This window comes from Methylorubrum sp. SL192 (genome assembly GCF_026672325.1).
GTDB lineage: Bacteria > Pseudomonadota > Alphaproteobacteria > Rhizobiales > Beijerinckiaceae > Methylobacterium > Methylobacterium extorquens.
This window is the reverse complement of sequence record NZ_JAPPQV010000003.1, coordinates 2,196,965-2,213,241: the sequence shown is the minus strand read 5'-3', so window position 1 is coordinate 2,213,241 and position 16,277 is coordinate 2,196,965. Positions and strand designations below refer to the sequence as shown.

Below are 16,277 nucleotides of genomic sequence, written 5' to 3'. Positions count from 1 at the left end.
CCTATTCGCTTCCGCGTGCCGCGCGCGTCAGGCGGCCTGAAGCCCGCGCACTCGGGCGAAGCCGACCATCTTGCGTGCCTCTTCGTCCCAGAGCGCCAGCTTCAGGCAGCGCAGGCTGTCGCGCAGGGTCAGACGGCCCACCCGACCGAGAACCTCGTGGCCGTCGAGGCATTCCTGCAGCCGGTAATTCGGGATGCGGCTGTTGAGGTGGTGGACGTGGTGCAGGCCGACATTGCCGGTAAACCACTGAAGAACCCGCGGCAGCGCGTAGTAGGAACTGCCGCCGAGCGCCACGCGGTGGAAATCCCAGGCGTCAGCCTCCTCCCACACGGTCTCCTCGTACTGGTGCTGGACATAGAACAGCCAGCCGCCGACCCAGGCGGCGACGGCGATCACCGGCAGGAACACCCAGAGCACCGGCCCGATGCCGCCCGCCGCGAGCGCCAGTACGGCAAAGGCCGCAAGGAGCACGGCGTCGAGCGCCAGCACATCGCGCCATGCCGTCCGCCACGGCAGCCCGACGCCGGTGGGCAGGCGCTGCAGGATGAGGAAGTTGATCGGCGAGCCGAGCACGATCAGGATGAGCGGATTGCGGTAGAGCCGGTAGCGCAGCCGGCCCCAGCGCGGCAGCGCGAGGTATTCGCGCACGGTCAAGGTGTGGACGTCGCCCGTGCCGCGGCGGCTGAGATCGCCGGTCGTAGCGTGATGCAGCGCATGCGCGCGCTTCCAGCTATCGTAGGGCGTCACCGTCAGCAGGCTGAGGGCGCGGCCGAGCCAATCATTGCCCCGGCGTGAAGGCAGGAACGAGCCGTGCCCGCAATCGTGCTGGATGATGAAGAGCCTCACCAGGAGGCCGCCCGCGGGCACCGCCAGCGGCAGGGCGAGAAGCGCGTAGCCGTTCGCCGCCGCGACGAGCATCGCCGCGCAGAGGATCAGGTAGGGCAGCAGCGTATCGGCCACCTGCCGAAAGGCCATCCGGGGTATCGGTTCGCGGAACGCGGCGCAGTGTCGGGCCACCTCCCGCGCGAGCTTCGCGTCCTCGGTTCGGGCGTCCTCGTCCGCGAGCGGGCCTTGCGCGGTCGGGTTCAATGGTGCGGCGATCACAGTGACCGGCAATCCTGTTCGTCGAGCGCCTTGCGAGGCGGGATAGGCGTGAAAAGGAGCCGATCGCGTGATGCGACCGGGCCGCTGCGGTCGGTCCCGCTTCCACGGTCCGAACGGGTCTTGATTGAGGTTCCGGCCAAGCCGGTCCGAGGGTGCGAACCGCTCGGCCCTGCGCCGTGATCTCACGGGGATTGGGACGGAAGGATGACTTTCCCCGTCCTTCGAAGACGCTGCGATGAGCGCCGGACGTGGATGGAGGACTTGGACGCGGGAGCCGTCACCGATCAGGCCGTTCGAACCGGTTGGCCTCAAGGCCGTATGCGAAAGGCCGATCCTTGGAAAGGCGCGACTTGAAGCACCGTCCCGCCCCCGATCCGCCCCGCGCGGATTTTCGATACGGGCTCTTCGTGGGCTCTGCCGCGTGCGTCATCAGGCTCAACGCACTCACTGAGGGGGCGACGCCACCGAGCGCTGTTGTGCCGCATCGCGCCCGATCAAAGCCGGCTCTCGGCGCAGTCCGGATGTCGTCCGCTCGATCATCCGCTCCCAAGCCCTGCCGGTCTCTCCCTAGGGACAGGACGGCGGAGTTTCCGACCCCTACCGCTCGGGCCCGCCCGGCCCGGCGCCGTTGGCGAAGGTGTCGCCGCTTCCGGCGCCGAACAGTTTTCGCAGGAAGCCGGGGGCGACCGCCGAGAGCGGGTTCACGTTGACCGTCGGTTTGGCGATCGGTCCCGAGACGTTGAAGTTCACCGCGAACAGGCCCTCGTTGCTGCCGCCCGCCAACAGCGGCCCGAACAACGGCACCTGCGCCACCACGTTGTTGAGCCCGTAGAGCGGCACGAAGGTGCCGTCGATCTGCGTGCGCTCCTTGGCCGTGTCGAGCCAGCCGGTTGCGGTGAAGCCCATCGCCGCGTTCGAGATCGCCGCGTCGGAAAAGCTCACCCGCGGGCCGCTGCGGGTGAAGTTCGCGCGCATCTTGTCGAAGCCGACATCGTTGGCGTTCGGGGCGGCGCGCCGTCCGTCCGAGGGCGGCGGGGCCTGGGCGACGATGCTCGACAGGGCCGGTTCGTTGCGCAGGGCAAAGTCCTTGATCTGGACCACGCCGGCCTGCGGACCGTCGTTGAGGTAGACGTTGAGTGCGAGCCGCCCGCCATACATCCGCTTGTAGATGTCGAGGAAGCGCAGCGTCGCGCCGGAATCGGCGGAGTCGAGGGTGAGCAGCGGCGCGCCGCGCTCGCTCCGGACCACGGCACTGAGCGGGGAACCGCCGAAACGGCCCTTGAACTGGGCGGCGCGCAGATCACCGCCCTTGAAGCTCGCCTTCAGCGTCGCGTTGGTGAGCGACTCGCCGTTGAAGCCGGAGACGATGTTGGCGGCGACATCCGCCTCGATGTCCTTGCCGGGCTCCTTGCCGCCCTTGTCGTCGCCGCTCGTCATGCCCTTGAGGAAGGGCCGCGCATCGACGACGGCGCCCTTCACCGCGACCTTGTAGGTCGAGCCGGCCCGGTCGAGGCTGACGCGCATGTCGTCGCCCGGCGAGAGCTTGAGCGCGGTCAGGTCCGCCCGTTCGAGATTGCCCTCGGCCGAAATCGTGGCGCTGCCGCGGGCAAGCGCGGGGGCGGCGTCGAGGGTGATGTCGCGCAGCTCCATCCCGCCGCCCGCCGCTTCCACCAGGGTGAAGCCGAGGCGCCCGGCCTTGCCTGCGGGCTTGCTCCAGCCGGGCATCAGACCGTTGATCGAGGCGCGGGTCAGGTCCGCCTCGACGCGGGCCGGCGGCTTGCCGGCGGAGGCGGGGCGCCCCACCGGCAACACGACGCGGGCCGGGATGACGCCGCCGAGCTGCGGCGCGGTGGGCAGGCCGCGCTTGGCCCGGAAGGCGTCGTCGAGGTTCAGGCTCACCACCGCCTCGCCGGGGGCGCCGGGCTTGGGCTGCTTGAGGTCGATGGCGACGGGGGCGCCGAGCAGCCGCCCGTCGCCCTTGAGGGCGAAGCCGCTGCGGTCGAAGGAGAGGGTGAAGCGACCCGCCTCGAAGCGATCCTTGCCGACCGCCTTGTCCATGCTGAACTCGGTGATCGAGCCGGTCAGCGTCACCGGCATCTCGGCGAGATCGGGCACGTGCTTGAGGTTGATCGGTACGTCGATGCGCAGATCCGCCTTGCCCTTCAGCGTGGCCGGATCGATGTCGGCGCCCGTGATTCCCTTGAACATCGGGGTTTCGAGGAGTGCGGCCAGCGAATCGACGGAGCCGGACAGCCGCAGGCCGAGCTGGGCGATGATCTTGTCCGGCTGCGGATCGCGGATGAGGAAGGAGGCGTCCGAGATCGTCAGGGCCCGCGTGTCGGAGAGGCGGATCTCGGCGGTCGCATTCTGGATCGTCGTGGTGCGGCCGGTGATCGTGCCGGTGACCCGGCCGTGGCTCAGGGGCGGCGCGTCCTGAGAGATGGTCAGTCCGGCATCCGAGACCGCGAAGGCCACGTTGAGCGCGGCATCCGGCATCGGGTCGCCACGGGTCGCCGCAGCGAGTTCCGGTCCGCTCATGTCGATCTGGATGTCGGCCTGATCGAGGCGTCCGCCGCGTAGCTCGTCCACGAGGTAGTTGCGCACGCCGGGCGCGATGTTCTCGGGCCAGAGCCGCATGGCCTTGCGGCCGTCGGTGTTGCTGGCGACGATGTGCAGGGTGATGCCCTCGTCGTCGGCCCGCGTGCCGACCGTCCCGCTCAGGCGGCCGCGCAGGCCGTCGCCCGCCAGCGCGATCGACTCGATGTTCACGCCCCCGGCCCGGCCGGTGATCCGCCCGCTGATCTCGCCGATGCGGAAGGACGGGTCGCTGCGGGCGGCGCCGCGCAGCAGCGCATCCTTGCCGGCGAAATCGAGCGTCCAGGCGTCCACGGCATCGGGCGGACCGATGGCGAAGGCGCCGGTCAGGTGGGCGTCGTTGCCGCCGCCCTTGTAGTCGATGGCGGAGATGGCGAGCGCGCGTCGCGCTTCGTCCCAGCTCGCCTCGGCGCGCAGCTCGTCGATGACGACCGGGTTGAAGTCCTTCTCGTCGATGAGGAGCGTGCCGCCGCCGGTCTTCACCTCGGCCTTCATCGTCTCGATGCGGCCGCCCGACAGCGCCACGTCGGCTCGGGCCGAGAGCTTGAGGTCGGTTTCCACCGGCATCTTCGAGTGGCCAGAGAGCAGCAGCAGATCGGTGATGGGCAGGTCGTCCAGGGTGATGACGCCCGCGCGCCGCCCCTCCCCCGCCTCGTGGACGCGGCCGCCGAAGCGCCACTCGCCGTGGGGCCCGTCGATGCGCAGCTCGAACACCCGCGAATCGTCGCTGGTGCCGCGGCGGAACAGGCCGTTCACCCGCTCGAAGGTGGCTTGGTGCCGGGCGTCGTCGACGAGGGTCAGGCGTCCGTTGGTGATCCGCGCCCGGTCGAGGGCGCCGATGACCCCGGCCGGATCGAGCACCACGCCGAAGATCGAGGCGACCGCCGCCGAGACCGGCGAGACGGTGCCGCGGGCGGCGTCCACGCTCGGCAGGGTGTGGGGCTTGGCCGCCTCCCCTGCTCCATCCCCCTGCGTCGGTGACGAGGCGGCGAAGGCGATGGACCCGTCGTCATGGACGAGGGCGGTCATCTCGATGTCGCGGAATTCGATGGAGCGCGGCTGGACCGAGAGGCGCAGCAGGCTCCACGTATCGAGGCTGACCACCGCGAGCGGGGCGCGCACCACCAGCGCACCCTCCGGGTTGAAGATGTCGAGCCCGCCGACCCGGAGTGCCAGCGAGGATTCGCTGTCGAGTTCGAGCGCAGAGTCGCGCAAAGCCACGCGCCAGCCCGGACCGAAGCGGCCCGCCACCGCCTCGGCGACCTGATGCGTCAGGCCGTCGATGCGCAGCGGACCCTGCGACAGCCGCAGGGCGACGAGCCCGCCGCCGAGACCGAGCAGGAAGACGAGGAGCAGCGCGCACCAGAGCACCGGCCGCCGCCGACGACGGCGCGCTTTGCGCGGCGCAGGCGCCTCGACCGCCTCCTGGAGCAGGGTCCTGGCCGTTTCCTGATCCATCACTCGTTCGCTGCTACACCCGTAGGTTCGGGCGAAGGTCCGATTGCCGCGGCGGCTTTCCTCAGGATTCAAGCCACTCCGGCATGGCGTCCCCGGAGGTCTGCGTGCATGGGATCAGGCACACCATCAATCGGCCGAAAGGAAGGCGAAATGCCGCTTGAGACCGGCAATGCCGCGCCCCTGTTCTCGTTACCCGGAGCCGGCGGCGAGACCATCTCTCTCGAGAGCCTGCGCGGTCACAAGATCGTGCTTTATTTCTACCCAAAGGACGATACGAGCGGTTGCACCCTCGAGGCGCAGAACTTCAACGCCCAGAGCGAGGCCTTCGCGGCAGCCGGGGCGAAGGTGGTCGGGGTCTCGCCGGATCCGGTCAAGAGCCACGATAAGTTCAGGGCCAAGTACGGCCTGACCTTCCCGCTCGCTTCCGACGAGGCGAAATCGATGCTGGAAGCTTACGGCGTCTGGGTCGAGAAGAGCATGTACGGCCGAAAATACATGGGCGTGGAGCGCACGACCGTGCTGATCGACCGCGAGGGACGGATCGCGCGGGTCTGGCACAAGGTGAAAGTGCCGGGCCATGTCGAGGAAGTTCTGGAAGCCGTCAAAGCCCTGGCCTGAGGACGGATCGCACGCCGGCGTCATTCCGAAAGAGGGCCTTTGGTTTTCGGGATGACGCGATCTGTTGAACCGGCGCCTCGTGTTCCGATGCAGGCCGCGGATCGCTAACAAACGCTAGGCTTCCTTAACCTTAATCGTCTGTGATCGGGCCCGTCTCCGAACGTCCGACGTGCCATGCCATCGACTGCTCAGGCCCGCCGCAAAGCCGGCCTTTCCCCTCTCTCCCAGCGCCGTCTCGTCCGGGCGCTCGGCCTCGGGCTCGCCGTCTCGACGCTCTGGGCGGCGGCCGCGAGCTACTACCTCGTCTTCCACGACGAGATGCTGGCCCGCTTCGTTTCGCGCCAGAGCGCGATGCAGTTCACCTACGAGGAGCGGATCGGCACCCTTCAACGCGCCCTCGACCGCGCGGCGGCCGAGCGCAACGCGGAGCGCGGCAATGTCGAGAACCGGCTTTCCGCCCTGACCGAGCGGCAGGCCCTGATCGAGAAGCGCCAGGGGCTGCTCTCCGGTCTGGGTGGGGCCGCCGCGCCGATCGATGATGTGCCGCCGCCTGCCCCGATCCCGGTCGCGGAGCCCGCGGCGCGTGTCCAGAAGCCGTTCCCGACGCCGGAACTGCGCATGGGCGGCGAGGACCGGGCCGAGGCCGCCGGTCCCGCCTCGTCCGCGCGCCTGTCGCGCCTGGAGGAGGCGCTCCATCGTGTCGCCGAGGCGCAGTCGCGCGCCGCGGCCGGTATCGCCCTTCAGGCCGGGCGCAGCGCCGAACGCTTCCGCGACCTGATCGCCCGCACGGGTCTGTCACCGGCCCGGTTCGATCCACCTGCAGGCGGCGTCGGCGGCCCCCTCGTTCCGCTCGGGCCCGACGCCTTCGAGCAGGCGCTGGCCGAGGCCCGGCGCCAGATCGAGGAGGAGACGCATCTGCGTCGGGTGACCGCCGCCCTCCCCTTCCGCCAGCCGCTTCCAGGCGAGCTTGCCTTCACCAGCAGCTTCGGCGCCCGGCTCGATCCGTTCACCCGCGGCTACGCGCTCCATACGGGCGTGGATATGCGCGCCGAGACCGGCGCCCCGGTCCGGGCCACCGCCGCCGGGCGGATCACGGCGGCCGAATATGCCGGCGGCTACGGCAACATGGTCGAGGTCGATCACGGGCGCGGCCTCGTCACGCGCTACGCGCATCTCTCCGGCACTGCGGTCTCGGTCGGCCAGCGGGTCGAGGCGGGAAGTGTGGTCGGGTTCGCCGGCTCGACCGGCCGCTCGACCGGCAGCCACCTGCATTACGAGACCCGCATCGACGGCGAGCCGGTCGATCCGCAGCGGTTCCTGCGGGCCGGGGCGCAGCTCGTCTTCGCGGATTGAGGCCGGCTGTCCCCTCCCCGTGAGGAGAGGAGACTAGAGCATCGTCCCGAAAAGTGGTTGCCGGCTTTCGGAAAAGATGATGCAAAAACAAGTGCCTAGAGCATCGTCCTGGATCTGATATCCAGGACGATGCTCTAAGGGGCGTCAGTCGATGTCGGCGACGTCTTCGCTGCCGCCGAACACGCGTTGCGCCAGCGAGGCTTCCATGAACGGGTCGAGGTCGCCGTCGAGCACCTCGTCCGGGTCGGTCGATTGCGTGCCCGTGCGCAGGTCCTTCACGAGCTGGTACGGCTGAAGCACGTAGGATCGGATCTGGTGGCCCCAGCCGATATCGGTCTTCGAGGCCGCCTCGGCGTTGGCCTTTTCCTCGCGCTTCTTCAGCTCGGCCTCGTAGAGGCGGGCGCGCAGCATGTTCCAGGCGGTGGCCCGGTTCTTGTGCTGCGAGCGCTCCTGCTGGCAGGCCACGACGATGCCGGTCGGGTTGTGCGTGATGCGCACCGCCGAATCGGTCGTGTTGACGTGCTGGCCGCCCGCACCCGACGACCGGTAGGTGTCGATGCGGCAGTCCGATTCCTTGATCTCGATCTCGATCCGGTCATCGACGACCGGATAGACCCAGACGCTGGCAAAGCTGGTATGCCGCCGCGCGTTGGAATCGTAGGGCGAGATCCGCACGAGCCGGTGCACGCCCGACTCGGTCTTGAGCCAGCCATAGGCGTTGTGGCCCTTGATCAGGAGCGTGGCGCCCTTGATCCCGGCCTCTTCGCCGTCGGTCATCTCGACGATCTCGACCTTGAACTTCCGGCGCTCGGCCCAGCGGGCATACATGCGCTGGAGCATGTTGGCCCAGTCCTGACTCTCGGTGCCGCCCGCGCCCGCATGGACTTCGAGATAGGTGTCGAAGCCGTCGGCCTCGCCCGAGAGCAGGGTCTCGACCTGCCGGCTCGCGGCTTCCTTCTCGACCGCCTTGATCGTGGCCTCGCCCTCGCTGATGGAGGCTTGGTCACCCTCCATCTCGCCGAGTTCGATCAGCGTCGCGCCATCCTCGAGATCGCGTTCAAGCTTCTTGATCGCGGTGACGGCCTCGTCGAGCTCCTGGCGCTCGCGCATGACCTTCTGTGCGGCCTCCGGATCGTTCCAGAGGTCGGGGTTCTCGGAAGCCGCGTTCAGCTCCGCGAGACGTTTATCGACGGTGTCCCAGTCAAAGATGCCTCCTCAGCAGCCCTATAGACTGCTTGGCGGCATCCGAGGCCTGTTCGATCTCGGCGCGCATCTGGTGTGAAACTCGTATGTCGGTGTGGTCCGGGGTGATACCGGGCGCCTCCCGCCCTGTAAACCGCTGCACCGCGATGCCGAGCCTCCGATCCCGCCGCCTCCGCCTCTTCGTCGCGGTCCTCGCCGTGATCGCGGCAGGCCTCGGCGTGCGCTATCTGCCGCTCGGCCTACCGAAGGAGGTCGTGAAATACGCGGGCTCCGTCGTGTGGGGCGCGATGGTCTATGGGCTCATCGCCCTTGCCCGGCCCGCCGCCCCAGTCGCGCGGCTGGCGGCGATCGCCCTGATCGTTGCCGTGCTGGTCGAGCTGTTCCGCCTCGTCCACACGCCGGGGCTCGACACGTTCCGCTTGTCGCTGGCAGGGCAGTTGCTGCTCGGCCGCGTCTTCTCACCGTGGAACGTCGTGGCCTACGCCGCCGGCATCGGGCTGGCGGCGGCACTCGATCGGAGCACACGGCGGCCGGACGGGCGGCGGCACGTTGCCGATGCGCTGGCGATGCCGGGCGCCGCGGAGATCGATTTCGAGCCGCCTCGCGCGAAGATCGATCGCCGGCCGGCCGATTTCTCGTGATGCGAGGTGGCCGGCGACGAACCGGCCGGCGTGGCTTAGCCTCCCGACAGGGCCCGCACCACCGCCCGGTTCGGCGCGATCAGGGCAGCGAGGGTGCGGAGGATGCCAGCCAACGCCCGCATCCTCCGCATCGGCCCCACCCCTGCTCAGGCCGCGGCCGCCTTGCGGCTCTCGAGGAAGGCCGCGTGCTCGGCCACCAGCGCGCCGCTCAGCGCCTTCTCGATCAGCGCCCGGGTGCCCGCCACGCCGTAGAGCGCGATGAACGAGCCGAAGCGCGGCCCCTGCGCCTCGCCGAACAGCACGTTGTAGATCGAGGCGAACCACGTCTTGGAGACGCCGGGCCGCCCGTCCGGGCTCTTGGCCTTGCCCGAGAGGTCGGGGAAGTGGCGCCGGCCGACTTCGTAAACGATCGCCTGCAGCGCCTCCGGATCGGTCGACGCCTCGTGCTCCTTGAGCGTGTCCGAGAGGTCGCGCAGGGCCGCCGCCTCTTCCTCGGTCGGGGCGCGGTACTGCTTCTGCGGGCGCACGAAGTCCCGGTAATAGGCGAGCGCCCGCGTCACGAGGCCGGCGAGCCGCGGATGCGTCTCCGGCCCGACATTCGGGGCGTAGCGACGGATGAAGCCCCACAAAACCGCCTCGTCCTCGGCATTGGCCACCGCCACGAGGTTCAAGAGCATGCCGAAGGAGAGCGTGGTGCCGGCCTCGTCGATGGTTTCGACGGCCGGCGGCGCGCCCGCATGCAGGTGCCAGACCGGGTTGCCGAGCCGGTGCTTGGCTTCCTGGCCGGCAAAACGGCCGAGGAAGTTGTCGTACTCATCGACGTTGCGCGGAATCACGTCGAAGAACAGGCGCTTGGCCTCGCGCGGCTTGTTGTACATGAACAGGGCGAGCGACTCGGGCGTGGCGTAGGTCAGCCATTCGTCGATGGTCAGGCCGTTGCCCTTCGACTTCGAGATCTTCTGGCCCTTCTCGTCGAGGAAGAGTTCGTAGTTGAACCCCTCCGGCGGCTCGGCGCCGAGCGCGCGGGCGATCTGTCCCGAGAGCTTGACCGAATCGATCAGGTCCTTGCCGGCCATCTCATAATCGACGCCGAGCGCGACCCAGCGCATCGCCCAGTCGGGCTTCCATTGCAGCTTGACGTGGCCGCCGGTCACCGGCGTCTCGTAGGCCTCGTTCGTCGCCGGATCGCGCCAGACGATGGTGCCGGCGCTCGGGCGCACCTCGTCGATCGACACCTGCATGACATGGCCGGTGACGGGGTGGATCGGCAGGAACGGCGAGTAGCTCGCCGAGCGCTCGGCCCGCAGCGAGGGCAGCATGATCGCCATCACCGCCTCGTAGCGCTCCAAGACGAGGCGCAGCGTGTCGTCGAAGATGCCGGCCTTGTAGCACTCGGTGGCCGAGCGGAACTCGTAGTCGAAGCCGAAGGCGTCGAGGAAGCGGCGCAGCTCGGCGTTGTTGTGCGCGCCGAAGCTGTCATGCGTGCCGAACGGGTCCGGGACCTGGGTCAGCGGGAGGTTGAGCGCTTCGGCCAGCCGCTCACGGTTCGGCACGTTGTCCGGGACTTTGCGCAGGCCGTCCATGTCGTCGGAGAAGGCAATCAGCCGAGTCGGCACCGCGTCCTTGGTCAGCACGCGGAAGGCGTGGCGCACCATGGAGGTGCGGGCCACCTCGCCGAAGGTGCCGATATGCGGCAGGCCCGAGGGGCCGTAGCCGGTCTCGAATAGAACCTCGCTCTTGGGCTTGCGCTCCAGCCGCGCCACGAGCTTGCGCGCCTCCTCGAACGGCCAGGCGGCGGCGGAGGCAGCGGCCTCCAGAATGTCGGGGTCGAGGCGGAGGGGCGCGGACATCACAAGCAAGCTTTTCGGGGTCTGGACAAGCGCCGCGCCGGCCATTCGGGCCGGGGCGCAAGAGCGGGCAACCTATGGAGCGAGGGGGCCGGGGTCAACGCAGCCATCCTATGCGACGACCCGAGATCCCGCTTGAGAGCGAAGTCCGAAAAACTATCCGCGCCCGAGCAGCATCAGCCAGCCTACGGTCGTGGCGGTCGCGGCCAGCGTCGAGACCAGTACGGCGGCGGCAACCAAGCCCTGCTCGCTCTTGTAGCGCACGGCCAGCAGGTAGGCGTTGATGCCCACCGGCATCGCCGCGAACAGCACGGCGACGCCGGCATAGGCCGGCGGCATGGTGAAGACGTGGAAGGCGAGGAGATAGACGGCGAGTGGGTGCAGGCCGAGCTTCAGGGCGGCGACGATGCTCGCGCCGCGCAGGTCGTGCAGCACCTTGTAGCGGGTGAGGCCGGCTCCCAGCGCGATCAGCGCGCAGGTCGAGGCGGTGCCGGCCAGCGAATCGACCAGGGCCTTCGGGATGCCCGAAAAGGAGAGGCCGCCGGCCTTCATCGCCATGCCGACGGCGAGCGCCAGGAAGATCGGGTTCTTGCCGAGCGCGAGGCCGAGCGCCTTCAGCCGCTGGCCCATGGGGCGCCCGCCCTCCGATTCGATCAGGAAGGTCGCGGCACCCATCATCAACGGCAGGTGGACGGCGAGCAGCATGAAGAGCGGGAAGGCGCCCGATTCGCCGTAGGCCTGGAGAATCATCGGCACGCCGACGAAGACGGTGTTCGACTGGCTCGCGGCAAAGCCGTGCAGCACGGCGCCGCGCCGGTCCACGCCCTCGGTGCGGCGCCCGATCAGTGAGCCGGTGGCCCAGGCGATGGCAGCCCCGCCGAAATAGCTCGCCCAGTAGCCCCAGGCGATCTCGCCCGACAGGCCCGGCCGCGTCAGCGTCGAGACGATGAGGGCCGGCACCGCGAGTGAGAAGACGTATTCGGACAGCCCGTCGCCGACCCGCTCCGAGATGATCTTGGTGAGCGAGGCGAGCCAGCCGACCAGCACGAGGCCGAAGATCGGGATGATGAGGGTGAGCGCCGTCATCGGCCGGGGGACCCTGTCGAACGGAAAAGGCCACCGGGCGCGATTCGCGCATCCGGTGGCCTCTCCGATTCGGTTGGACGATCGTTCGGGCCGTGTGCCGGCCCGACAAGACTTACGCGGCGGCGGGCGTGGCCGGCTCGGCGATCTTCTTCTCGATCTCGCGCTTGAGCAGGCGGGCCGTCTGCGACAGCTCGATCTCACGAGCCTTCACGAGGAAGGCGTCGAGGCCGCCGCGGTGCTCGACCGAGCGGAGCGCGTGGGCGGTCACCCGCAGGCGGACGCGGCGGTTGAGGGTGTCCGACTGCAGCGTGACATTGCAGAGGTTCGGCAGGAACCGGCACTTGGTCTTCCGGTTCGAGTGGCTCACGAGGTGACCGACCTGAACGGCCTTGCCCGTGAGTTCGCAGCGACGCGACATCGTTACAGTCCTGTCAACGTTAGGCCGGGTCTCGGCGCTGAAGCGTTTCGGCAATGCCACACGGCTCTCGCGCCGAGGGCGTCGAACCCTCGCGACAATCGATACCGGCGGAGTCCTATGGAAGTGGCGAGCCTATAGGGGAGATGCGCCGGTTTCGTCAAGGTCGGCGGGCCAAGATCCCGGCTTTACTGGATCGCCGACCGTGCGAGCTGCCGCCCCGGCGTCGCCGCGACGGCCTGGGCCGTCTTCGGTGCCGCGCGGCGGGCGGCCATGGCGCGCATCTCGCGCATGTTGGCTGCCGCTTCCGCCGGGCCGAGATCCTGGGCCAGCACTTGCTCCGCCTCGTCGTAGCGGCCCTTGAGGCCGAGCACCAGTGCGAGGTTCTGGCGCACGCGGGCATCGGCCTTCGGCTGGGCCACGGCGAGACGCAGGGTCGTTTCGGCCTCGTCGAGGCGGCGGGAGAGTGCGTAGGACAGGCCGAGATTCGACAGGATCCGCGGCTCGTTCGGCGCGATCTTGAGAGCGGTGTCGTAAAGGTTCTGCGCCCGGGCGTGGTCGCCGGTCTCGTCGGCCACCATCCCCTGCGCCGAGAGCACGCGCCAATCGGGCTGGGCCGGGCTGTGGGCGTTCTGAAGGACTTCGTTGGCCTCCTGGTAGCGGCCGGCATCGGCGAGGCTCTTGCCGTAGGCGGCGAGCACGACCTTGTCCTTCGGGTTGCGCAGGGCGACCTGCTGCAGCACCGCCACGGCCTGTGATTTCTGGTCGGTCGCGCGCAGGGCCGCGGCGTAGCGCATGGCGGCGCGCACGTCGTTCGGGTCCGCGTTGTAGCGCGCTGCCAGGGCATCGATTTCGGCGCGGGGCGAGCGTTCGGCACGGTTCGCGCCGAGCAGGTTGAGGCCGCCGATCGAGCCGGTCGTCTCGGGCGAGCGGCTCTGGCAGCCGGCCAGCCCGAGGCCGACGAGGGCCAGGGCGAGCAGACGGCGTGTCCGGACCATTCCAGGCTGGCTCGGAGCCGCGCTGCAAATGCCGGTCATGGTGTCCTCTCCCCCCAATGCCACGGCCGGCGCTTGCGCCGTACCGATGGCGGGGTGATAGAGCGTTAACCCTAATGGCCGGTTAAGCTTATTTTCCATGTCCGCACCTCTCTCGCAGCACGGCCCCTCCCTTCTCGATGCAGGCGCGGATGCGGTCCCGATCCGCTGCGTGACGGAGGAAGGATGGGGCGCTGTCGCCGCCGGATTGCCCCCGCTCCAGCGTAGCTTTGCCGACGCCACCGGCTTTGCCCCCAAGGCCGGCCGCGTCGCCCTCCTCCCCGGAGAGGACGGGGGCCTCGGCCGCGTGCTGTTCGGCCTGGGCGACGCGAAAGCAGGCGGTCGCGACCGCTTTCTCGCCGGCAAGCTGCCGGGCGCCCTGCCCCCGGGCAATTACCGGTTCGAGCCGTGCGACGATCTCGATGAGAGCGAGGCGGCGCTGGCGTGGCTGCTCGGCAGCTACCGGTTCGAGCGCTACCGCAAGCCGGGCGAGCCGCGCCCGCGCCTCGTTGCTCCGGACGGAATCGACGCGGCGGCGATCGAACGGCTCGCGGCTGCGGTCGCGGCCGGCCGCGACCTCGTCAACACCCCGGCGAACGATCTCGGACCGGCCGAAGTCGAGGCCGCCGTGCGGGCGCTGGGCGAGCGGTTCGGTGCGACGGTTTCCGTCACCGTCGGCGCGGATCTCGAGAAAGAATTTCCTCTCGTCCACGCCGTCGGCGTCGCCTCGCCGCGGGCGCCCCGCCTCATCGATCTGACCTGGGGGACCGAGGGCGCGCCGCGGGTGACGCTGGTCGGCAAGGGCGTCGTGTTCGACACCGGCGGGCTCGACATCAAGCCGGCCTCCAACATGCTGCTGATGAAGAAGGATATGGGCGGCGCCGCCGCGGCCCTGGCGGCGGCCGAGATGATCATGGGCGCCGGCCTGCCCGTGCGGCTGCGGCTGATCGTGCCGAGCGTTGAGAACGCCATTGCCGGCGATGCCTTCCGGCCCGGCGACGTGATCCGCTCCCGCGCCGGCCTCACCGTCGAGATCGGCAACACCGATGCGGAGGGGCGCCTGATCCTTGCCGACGCGCTGGCGCTGGCCGATGCCGAGGCGCCGGACCTCATCCTCGATTTCGCGACGCTGACCGGCGCCGCCCGCGTGGCGCTGGGCCCCGATCTGCCGGCCTTCTTCACCGAGGACGAGGGGTTGGCCGCTGCGGTCGCGGAAGCGGGCCTGCGCGTCAACGATCCGGTCTGGCGCCTGCCCCTGCACCTGCCCTATGCGAGCCTGCTCGATTCGAAGGTCGCCGACCTCAACAACGCGCCGGGCGGCGGCTTTGCCGGGGCGATCACGGCCGCCCTGTTCCTGTGCCGCTTCGTGCGCCGGACCCAGGCGCACGTGCATTTCGACCTCTACGGCTGGAATCCCTCGACCAAGCCGGGCCGACCGGAGGGCGGCGAGGTCCAGACCGCCCGCCTCGCCTATGCCCTGGTGGCTGAGCGGTACGGCCGCGACGTCTGACGGCCTTCCGGGGCGGCGATCGCTGTTCAGCGGCGCCCGGCCGGATGCGCGGGAGCTGGCAACTGCCGCTCCTGAACCCGCGCCACGCTCGGCGGGAGTCCCTCCTCCGGCTTGGCCGCCCCCGCTGCCCCCGGTACGGACAGATCCCGGTCACCACCGCGTTCGAACGCCCAGCCCGCATTCACCCCGGCGTAGAAGCCGGAGAAATCCTCCGCCGCGGCGGGTGCCGTGCCCAGGAGCAGCAGGCCGAGCGCGCTGACGGTCCGACGCATCGCGTTCTCCCTCATCGTCGTTGCCGGGCGAAGCCTGTCGAGATGGCCAACCCGACAAACGAAAACGGCGGCCCTGAGGCCGCCGCTTCGTAAGCTTCCGTTCGGGCCGCCGCGCGGCCCGCGTCGATTAGTATTCGACGGTGATGCTCGAGGCCTCGCGGCCCTTCTGACCCTCGACCACGCCGAGGGTGACCTGCTGGCCTTCGGCCAGCGAGTCCAGGCCGGCGCGGGACAGCGCCGAACGGTGCACGAACACGTCCTTGCCGCCGTCGTTCACCGAGACGAAACCGAAGCCCTTGGCCGGGTCGTACCACTTCACGGTGCCGGTCATCTCGACCGACGGGCCGGAGGCGAAACGTCCACCGCCGCCGCCGCCAGCACCCGCGCCGCCGAAGCGATCACGGCTGCCGCCACCGAAACGGTCGCCGCCGCCGAAGCGGTCGCCACCGCCGCCACCACCGAAGCGATCACCGCCGCCGCCGAAGCGCGGGGCCTCGCGCCGGGGCGGAGCCGCCTCGGCCGTGGAGGTGTCGACGCTGTTCACTGCGGTGACCTGCGGGCCCTTCTGGCCCTGGGCGGTCTGGACCGTCAGGCGTGTGCCGGGAAGGAGGTCGTCGTGACCGGCGGCCTCGACCGCGCGGATGTGGAGGAAGGCATCGCCGGAGCCGTCGCCGAGCTCCACGAAGCCGAAGCCCTTCTCCTTGTTGAACCACTTGACCGTCGCATCACGCTCCGGTCCCGTCGGTGCAGCCGCTGCGCGCGCCGGGCCGCGGTCGAAGCCGCCACCGCCGCCGCCGCCGTAACCACCACCACCGCCGCCGAAGCGGTTGCCGCCGGCGCTACCGCCGCCGCCGAAGCGGTCACCACCGCTCGGGGGCAGTTCATCGGGCCAACGCGGCTCGGAACCACCCTCGTCGAAGCCGCGCTTCTGCGGCCCCCTGAAATCACGACCACGTCCCATTGAAAGCTCGCAAAAACCGTCCGCCCGCCAAGTCTCGAATACCGCGTGCGCGCTATCTCGAGACAGCCGACGCGCCGCACTATCATCCCCCCGGCTGCGGCTACCGGGAGCGATGCCTCAGGTCTGACGCAATCCCGCCCATACCGCAAGGTTCTTCTAACCGATCCGTGCTGTAGGCTC

Annotated in this window: 13 protein-coding genes; 4 read left to right on the top strand and 9 right to left on the bottom strand. The window is 69.7% G+C overall.

Annotation, left to right across the window (positions count from 1 at the left end):
• Positions 1–27: 27 nt before the first annotated feature.
• Together OVA30_RS11140 and OVA30_RS11135 are read right to left on the bottom strand one after the other, a co-directional pair.
• Positions 28–1,104: a fatty acid desaturase gene (locus OVA30_RS11140; RefSeq protein WP_442786132.1), complete on the bottom strand. Its 1,077-nt coding sequence runs from the start codon at positions 1,102–1,104 to the stop codon at positions 28–30.
• A gap of 597 nt (positions 1,105–1,701) precedes the next feature.
• Positions 1,702–5,157: a YhdP family protein gene (locus tag OVA30_RS11135; protein ID WP_268175466.1), complete on the bottom strand. Its 3,456-nt coding sequence runs from the start codon at positions 5,155–5,157 to the stop codon at positions 1,702–1,704.
• A gap of 150 nt (positions 5,158–5,307) precedes the next feature.
• Here OVA30_RS11135 and OVA30_RS11130 point away from each other — a divergent pair, with 150 nt between their 5' ends.
• Entirely contained in the window at positions 5,308–5,775 is a 468-nt protein-coding gene (locus tag OVA30_RS11130) for a peroxiredoxin (protein ID WP_268175465.1), read from the top strand.
• A 174-nt stretch (positions 5,776–5,949) separates the two neighbouring features.
• The gene (locus tag OVA30_RS11125; protein ID WP_268175464.1) at positions 5,950–7,128 is read left to right on the top strand and encodes a M23 family metallopeptidase; all 1,179 of its coding nucleotides are present in this window, start codon (positions 5,950–5,952) and stop codon (positions 7,126–7,128) included.
• A 144-nt stretch (positions 7,129–7,272) separates the two neighbouring features.
• Here OVA30_RS11125 and prfB read toward each other — a convergent pair.
• Positions 7,273–8,401 (bottom strand): peptide chain release factor 2 gene (prfB, locus tag OVA30_RS11120; protein ID WP_003599313.1). Its coding sequence is split into 2 segments (ribosomal slippage): positions 7,273–8,331 and positions 8,333–8,401, totalling 1,128 coding nucleotides; the frame shifts between segments, so codons are not numbered across the junction.
• A 76-nt stretch (positions 8,402–8,477) separates the two neighbouring features.
• On the opposite strand from prfB, the gene OVA30_RS11115 reads away from it, so the two are divergent.
• Entirely contained in the window at positions 8,478–8,972 is a 495-nt protein-coding gene (locus OVA30_RS11115) for a ribosomal maturation YjgA family protein (protein ID WP_268175463.1), read from the top strand.
• A gap of 146 nt (positions 8,973–9,118) precedes the next feature.
• Here OVA30_RS11115 and OVA30_RS11110 read toward each other — a convergent pair whose 3' ends face one another.
• The 4 genes from OVA30_RS11110 to OVA30_RS11095 form a co-directional block, all read right to left on the bottom strand.
• Positions 9,119–10,822, bottom strand: coding sequence for a lysine--tRNA ligase (locus OVA30_RS11110; RefSeq protein ID WP_056118337.1), 1,704 nt, complete (start codon positions 10,820–10,822; stop codon positions 9,119–9,121).
• A gap of 153 nt (positions 10,823–10,975) precedes the next feature.
• Positions 10,976–11,905 carry an AEC family transporter gene (locus OVA30_RS11105; RefSeq protein ID WP_268175462.1) on the bottom strand — a complete coding sequence of 310 codons (930 nt, stop codon included), beginning with the start codon at positions 11,903–11,905 and terminating at the stop codon, positions 10,976–10,978.
• Between the two features lie 112 nt (positions 11,906–12,017).
• A complete protein-coding gene (gene rpmB / locus OVA30_RS11100; protein WP_003599321.1) occupies positions 12,018–12,323 on the bottom strand; it encodes a 50S ribosomal protein L28 in 306 nt (101 codons plus the stop codon).
• 185 nt (positions 12,324–12,508) lie between these two features.
• A complete protein-coding gene (locus OVA30_RS11095; RefSeq protein WP_076643431.1) occupies positions 12,509–13,357 on the bottom strand; it encodes a tetratricopeptide repeat protein in 849 nt (282 codons plus the stop codon).
• A 97-nt stretch (positions 13,358–13,454) separates the two neighbouring features.
• Here OVA30_RS11095 and OVA30_RS11090 point away from each other — a divergent pair, with 97 nt between their 5' ends.
• Complete coding sequence (locus OVA30_RS11090; RefSeq protein ID WP_268175461.1) at positions 13,455–14,864, top strand: leucyl aminopeptidase family protein; 1,410 nt, start codon at positions 13,455–13,457, stop codon at positions 14,862–14,864.
• A 26-nt stretch (positions 14,865–14,890) separates the two neighbouring features.
• On the opposite strand, the gene OVA30_RS11085 is transcribed toward OVA30_RS11090, so the two are convergent.
• Positions 14,891–15,136, bottom strand: coding sequence for a hypothetical protein (locus tag OVA30_RS11085; protein ID WP_268175460.1), 246 nt, complete (start codon positions 15,134–15,136; stop codon positions 14,891–14,893).
• 127 nt (positions 15,137–15,263) lie between these two features.
• Positions 15,264–16,097 carry a cold-shock protein gene (locus tag OVA30_RS25950; RefSeq protein ID WP_326493615.1) on the bottom strand — a complete coding sequence of 278 codons (834 nt, stop codon included), beginning with the start codon at positions 16,095–16,097 and terminating at the stop codon, positions 15,264–15,266.
• Positions 16,098–16,277: the final 180 nt, after the last annotated feature.

Coding starts and splice junctions, on each gene's coding strand:
- OVA30_RS11105 (WP_268175462.1), bottom strand. CDS start 11,905: ATGACGGCGCTCACCCTCATCATCCCGATCTTCGGCCTCGTGCTGGTC.
- OVA30_RS11085 (WP_268175460.1), bottom strand. CDS start 15,136: ATGCGTCGGACCGTCAGCGCGCTCGGCCTGCTGCTCCTGGGCACGGCA.
- OVA30_RS11115 (WP_268175463.1), top strand. CDS start 8,478: ATGCCGAGCCTCCGATCCCGCCGCCTCCGCCTCTTCGTCGCGGTCCTC.
- OVA30_RS11090 (WP_268175461.1), top strand. CDS start 13,455: ATGTCCGCACCTCTCTCGCAGCACGGCCCCTCCCTTCTCGATGCAGGC.
- OVA30_RS25950 (WP_326493615.1), bottom strand. CDS start 16,097: ATGGGACGTGGTCGTGATTTCAGGGGGCCGCAGAAGCGCGGCTTCGAC.
- OVA30_RS11125 (WP_268175464.1), top strand. CDS start 5,950: ATGCCATCGACTGCTCAGGCCCGCCGCAAAGCCGGCCTTTCCCCTCTC.
- rpmB (WP_003599321.1), bottom strand. CDS start 12,323: ATGTCGCGTCGCTGCGAACTCACGGGCAAGGCCGTTCAGGTCGGTCAC.
- OVA30_RS11095 (WP_076643431.1), bottom strand. CDS start 13,357: ATGACCGGCATTTGCAGCGCGGCTCCGAGCCAGCCTGGAATGGTCCGG.
- OVA30_RS11130 (WP_268175465.1), top strand. CDS start 5,308: ATGCCGCTTGAGACCGGCAATGCCGCGCCCCTGTTCTCGTTACCCGGA.
- OVA30_RS11135 (WP_268175466.1), bottom strand. CDS start 5,157: ATGGATCAGGAAACGGCCAGGACCCTGCTCCAGGAGGCGGTCGAGGCG.
- OVA30_RS11110 (WP_056118337.1), bottom strand. CDS start 10,822: ATGTCCGCGCCCCTCCGCCTCGACCCCGACATTCTGGAGGCCGCTGCC.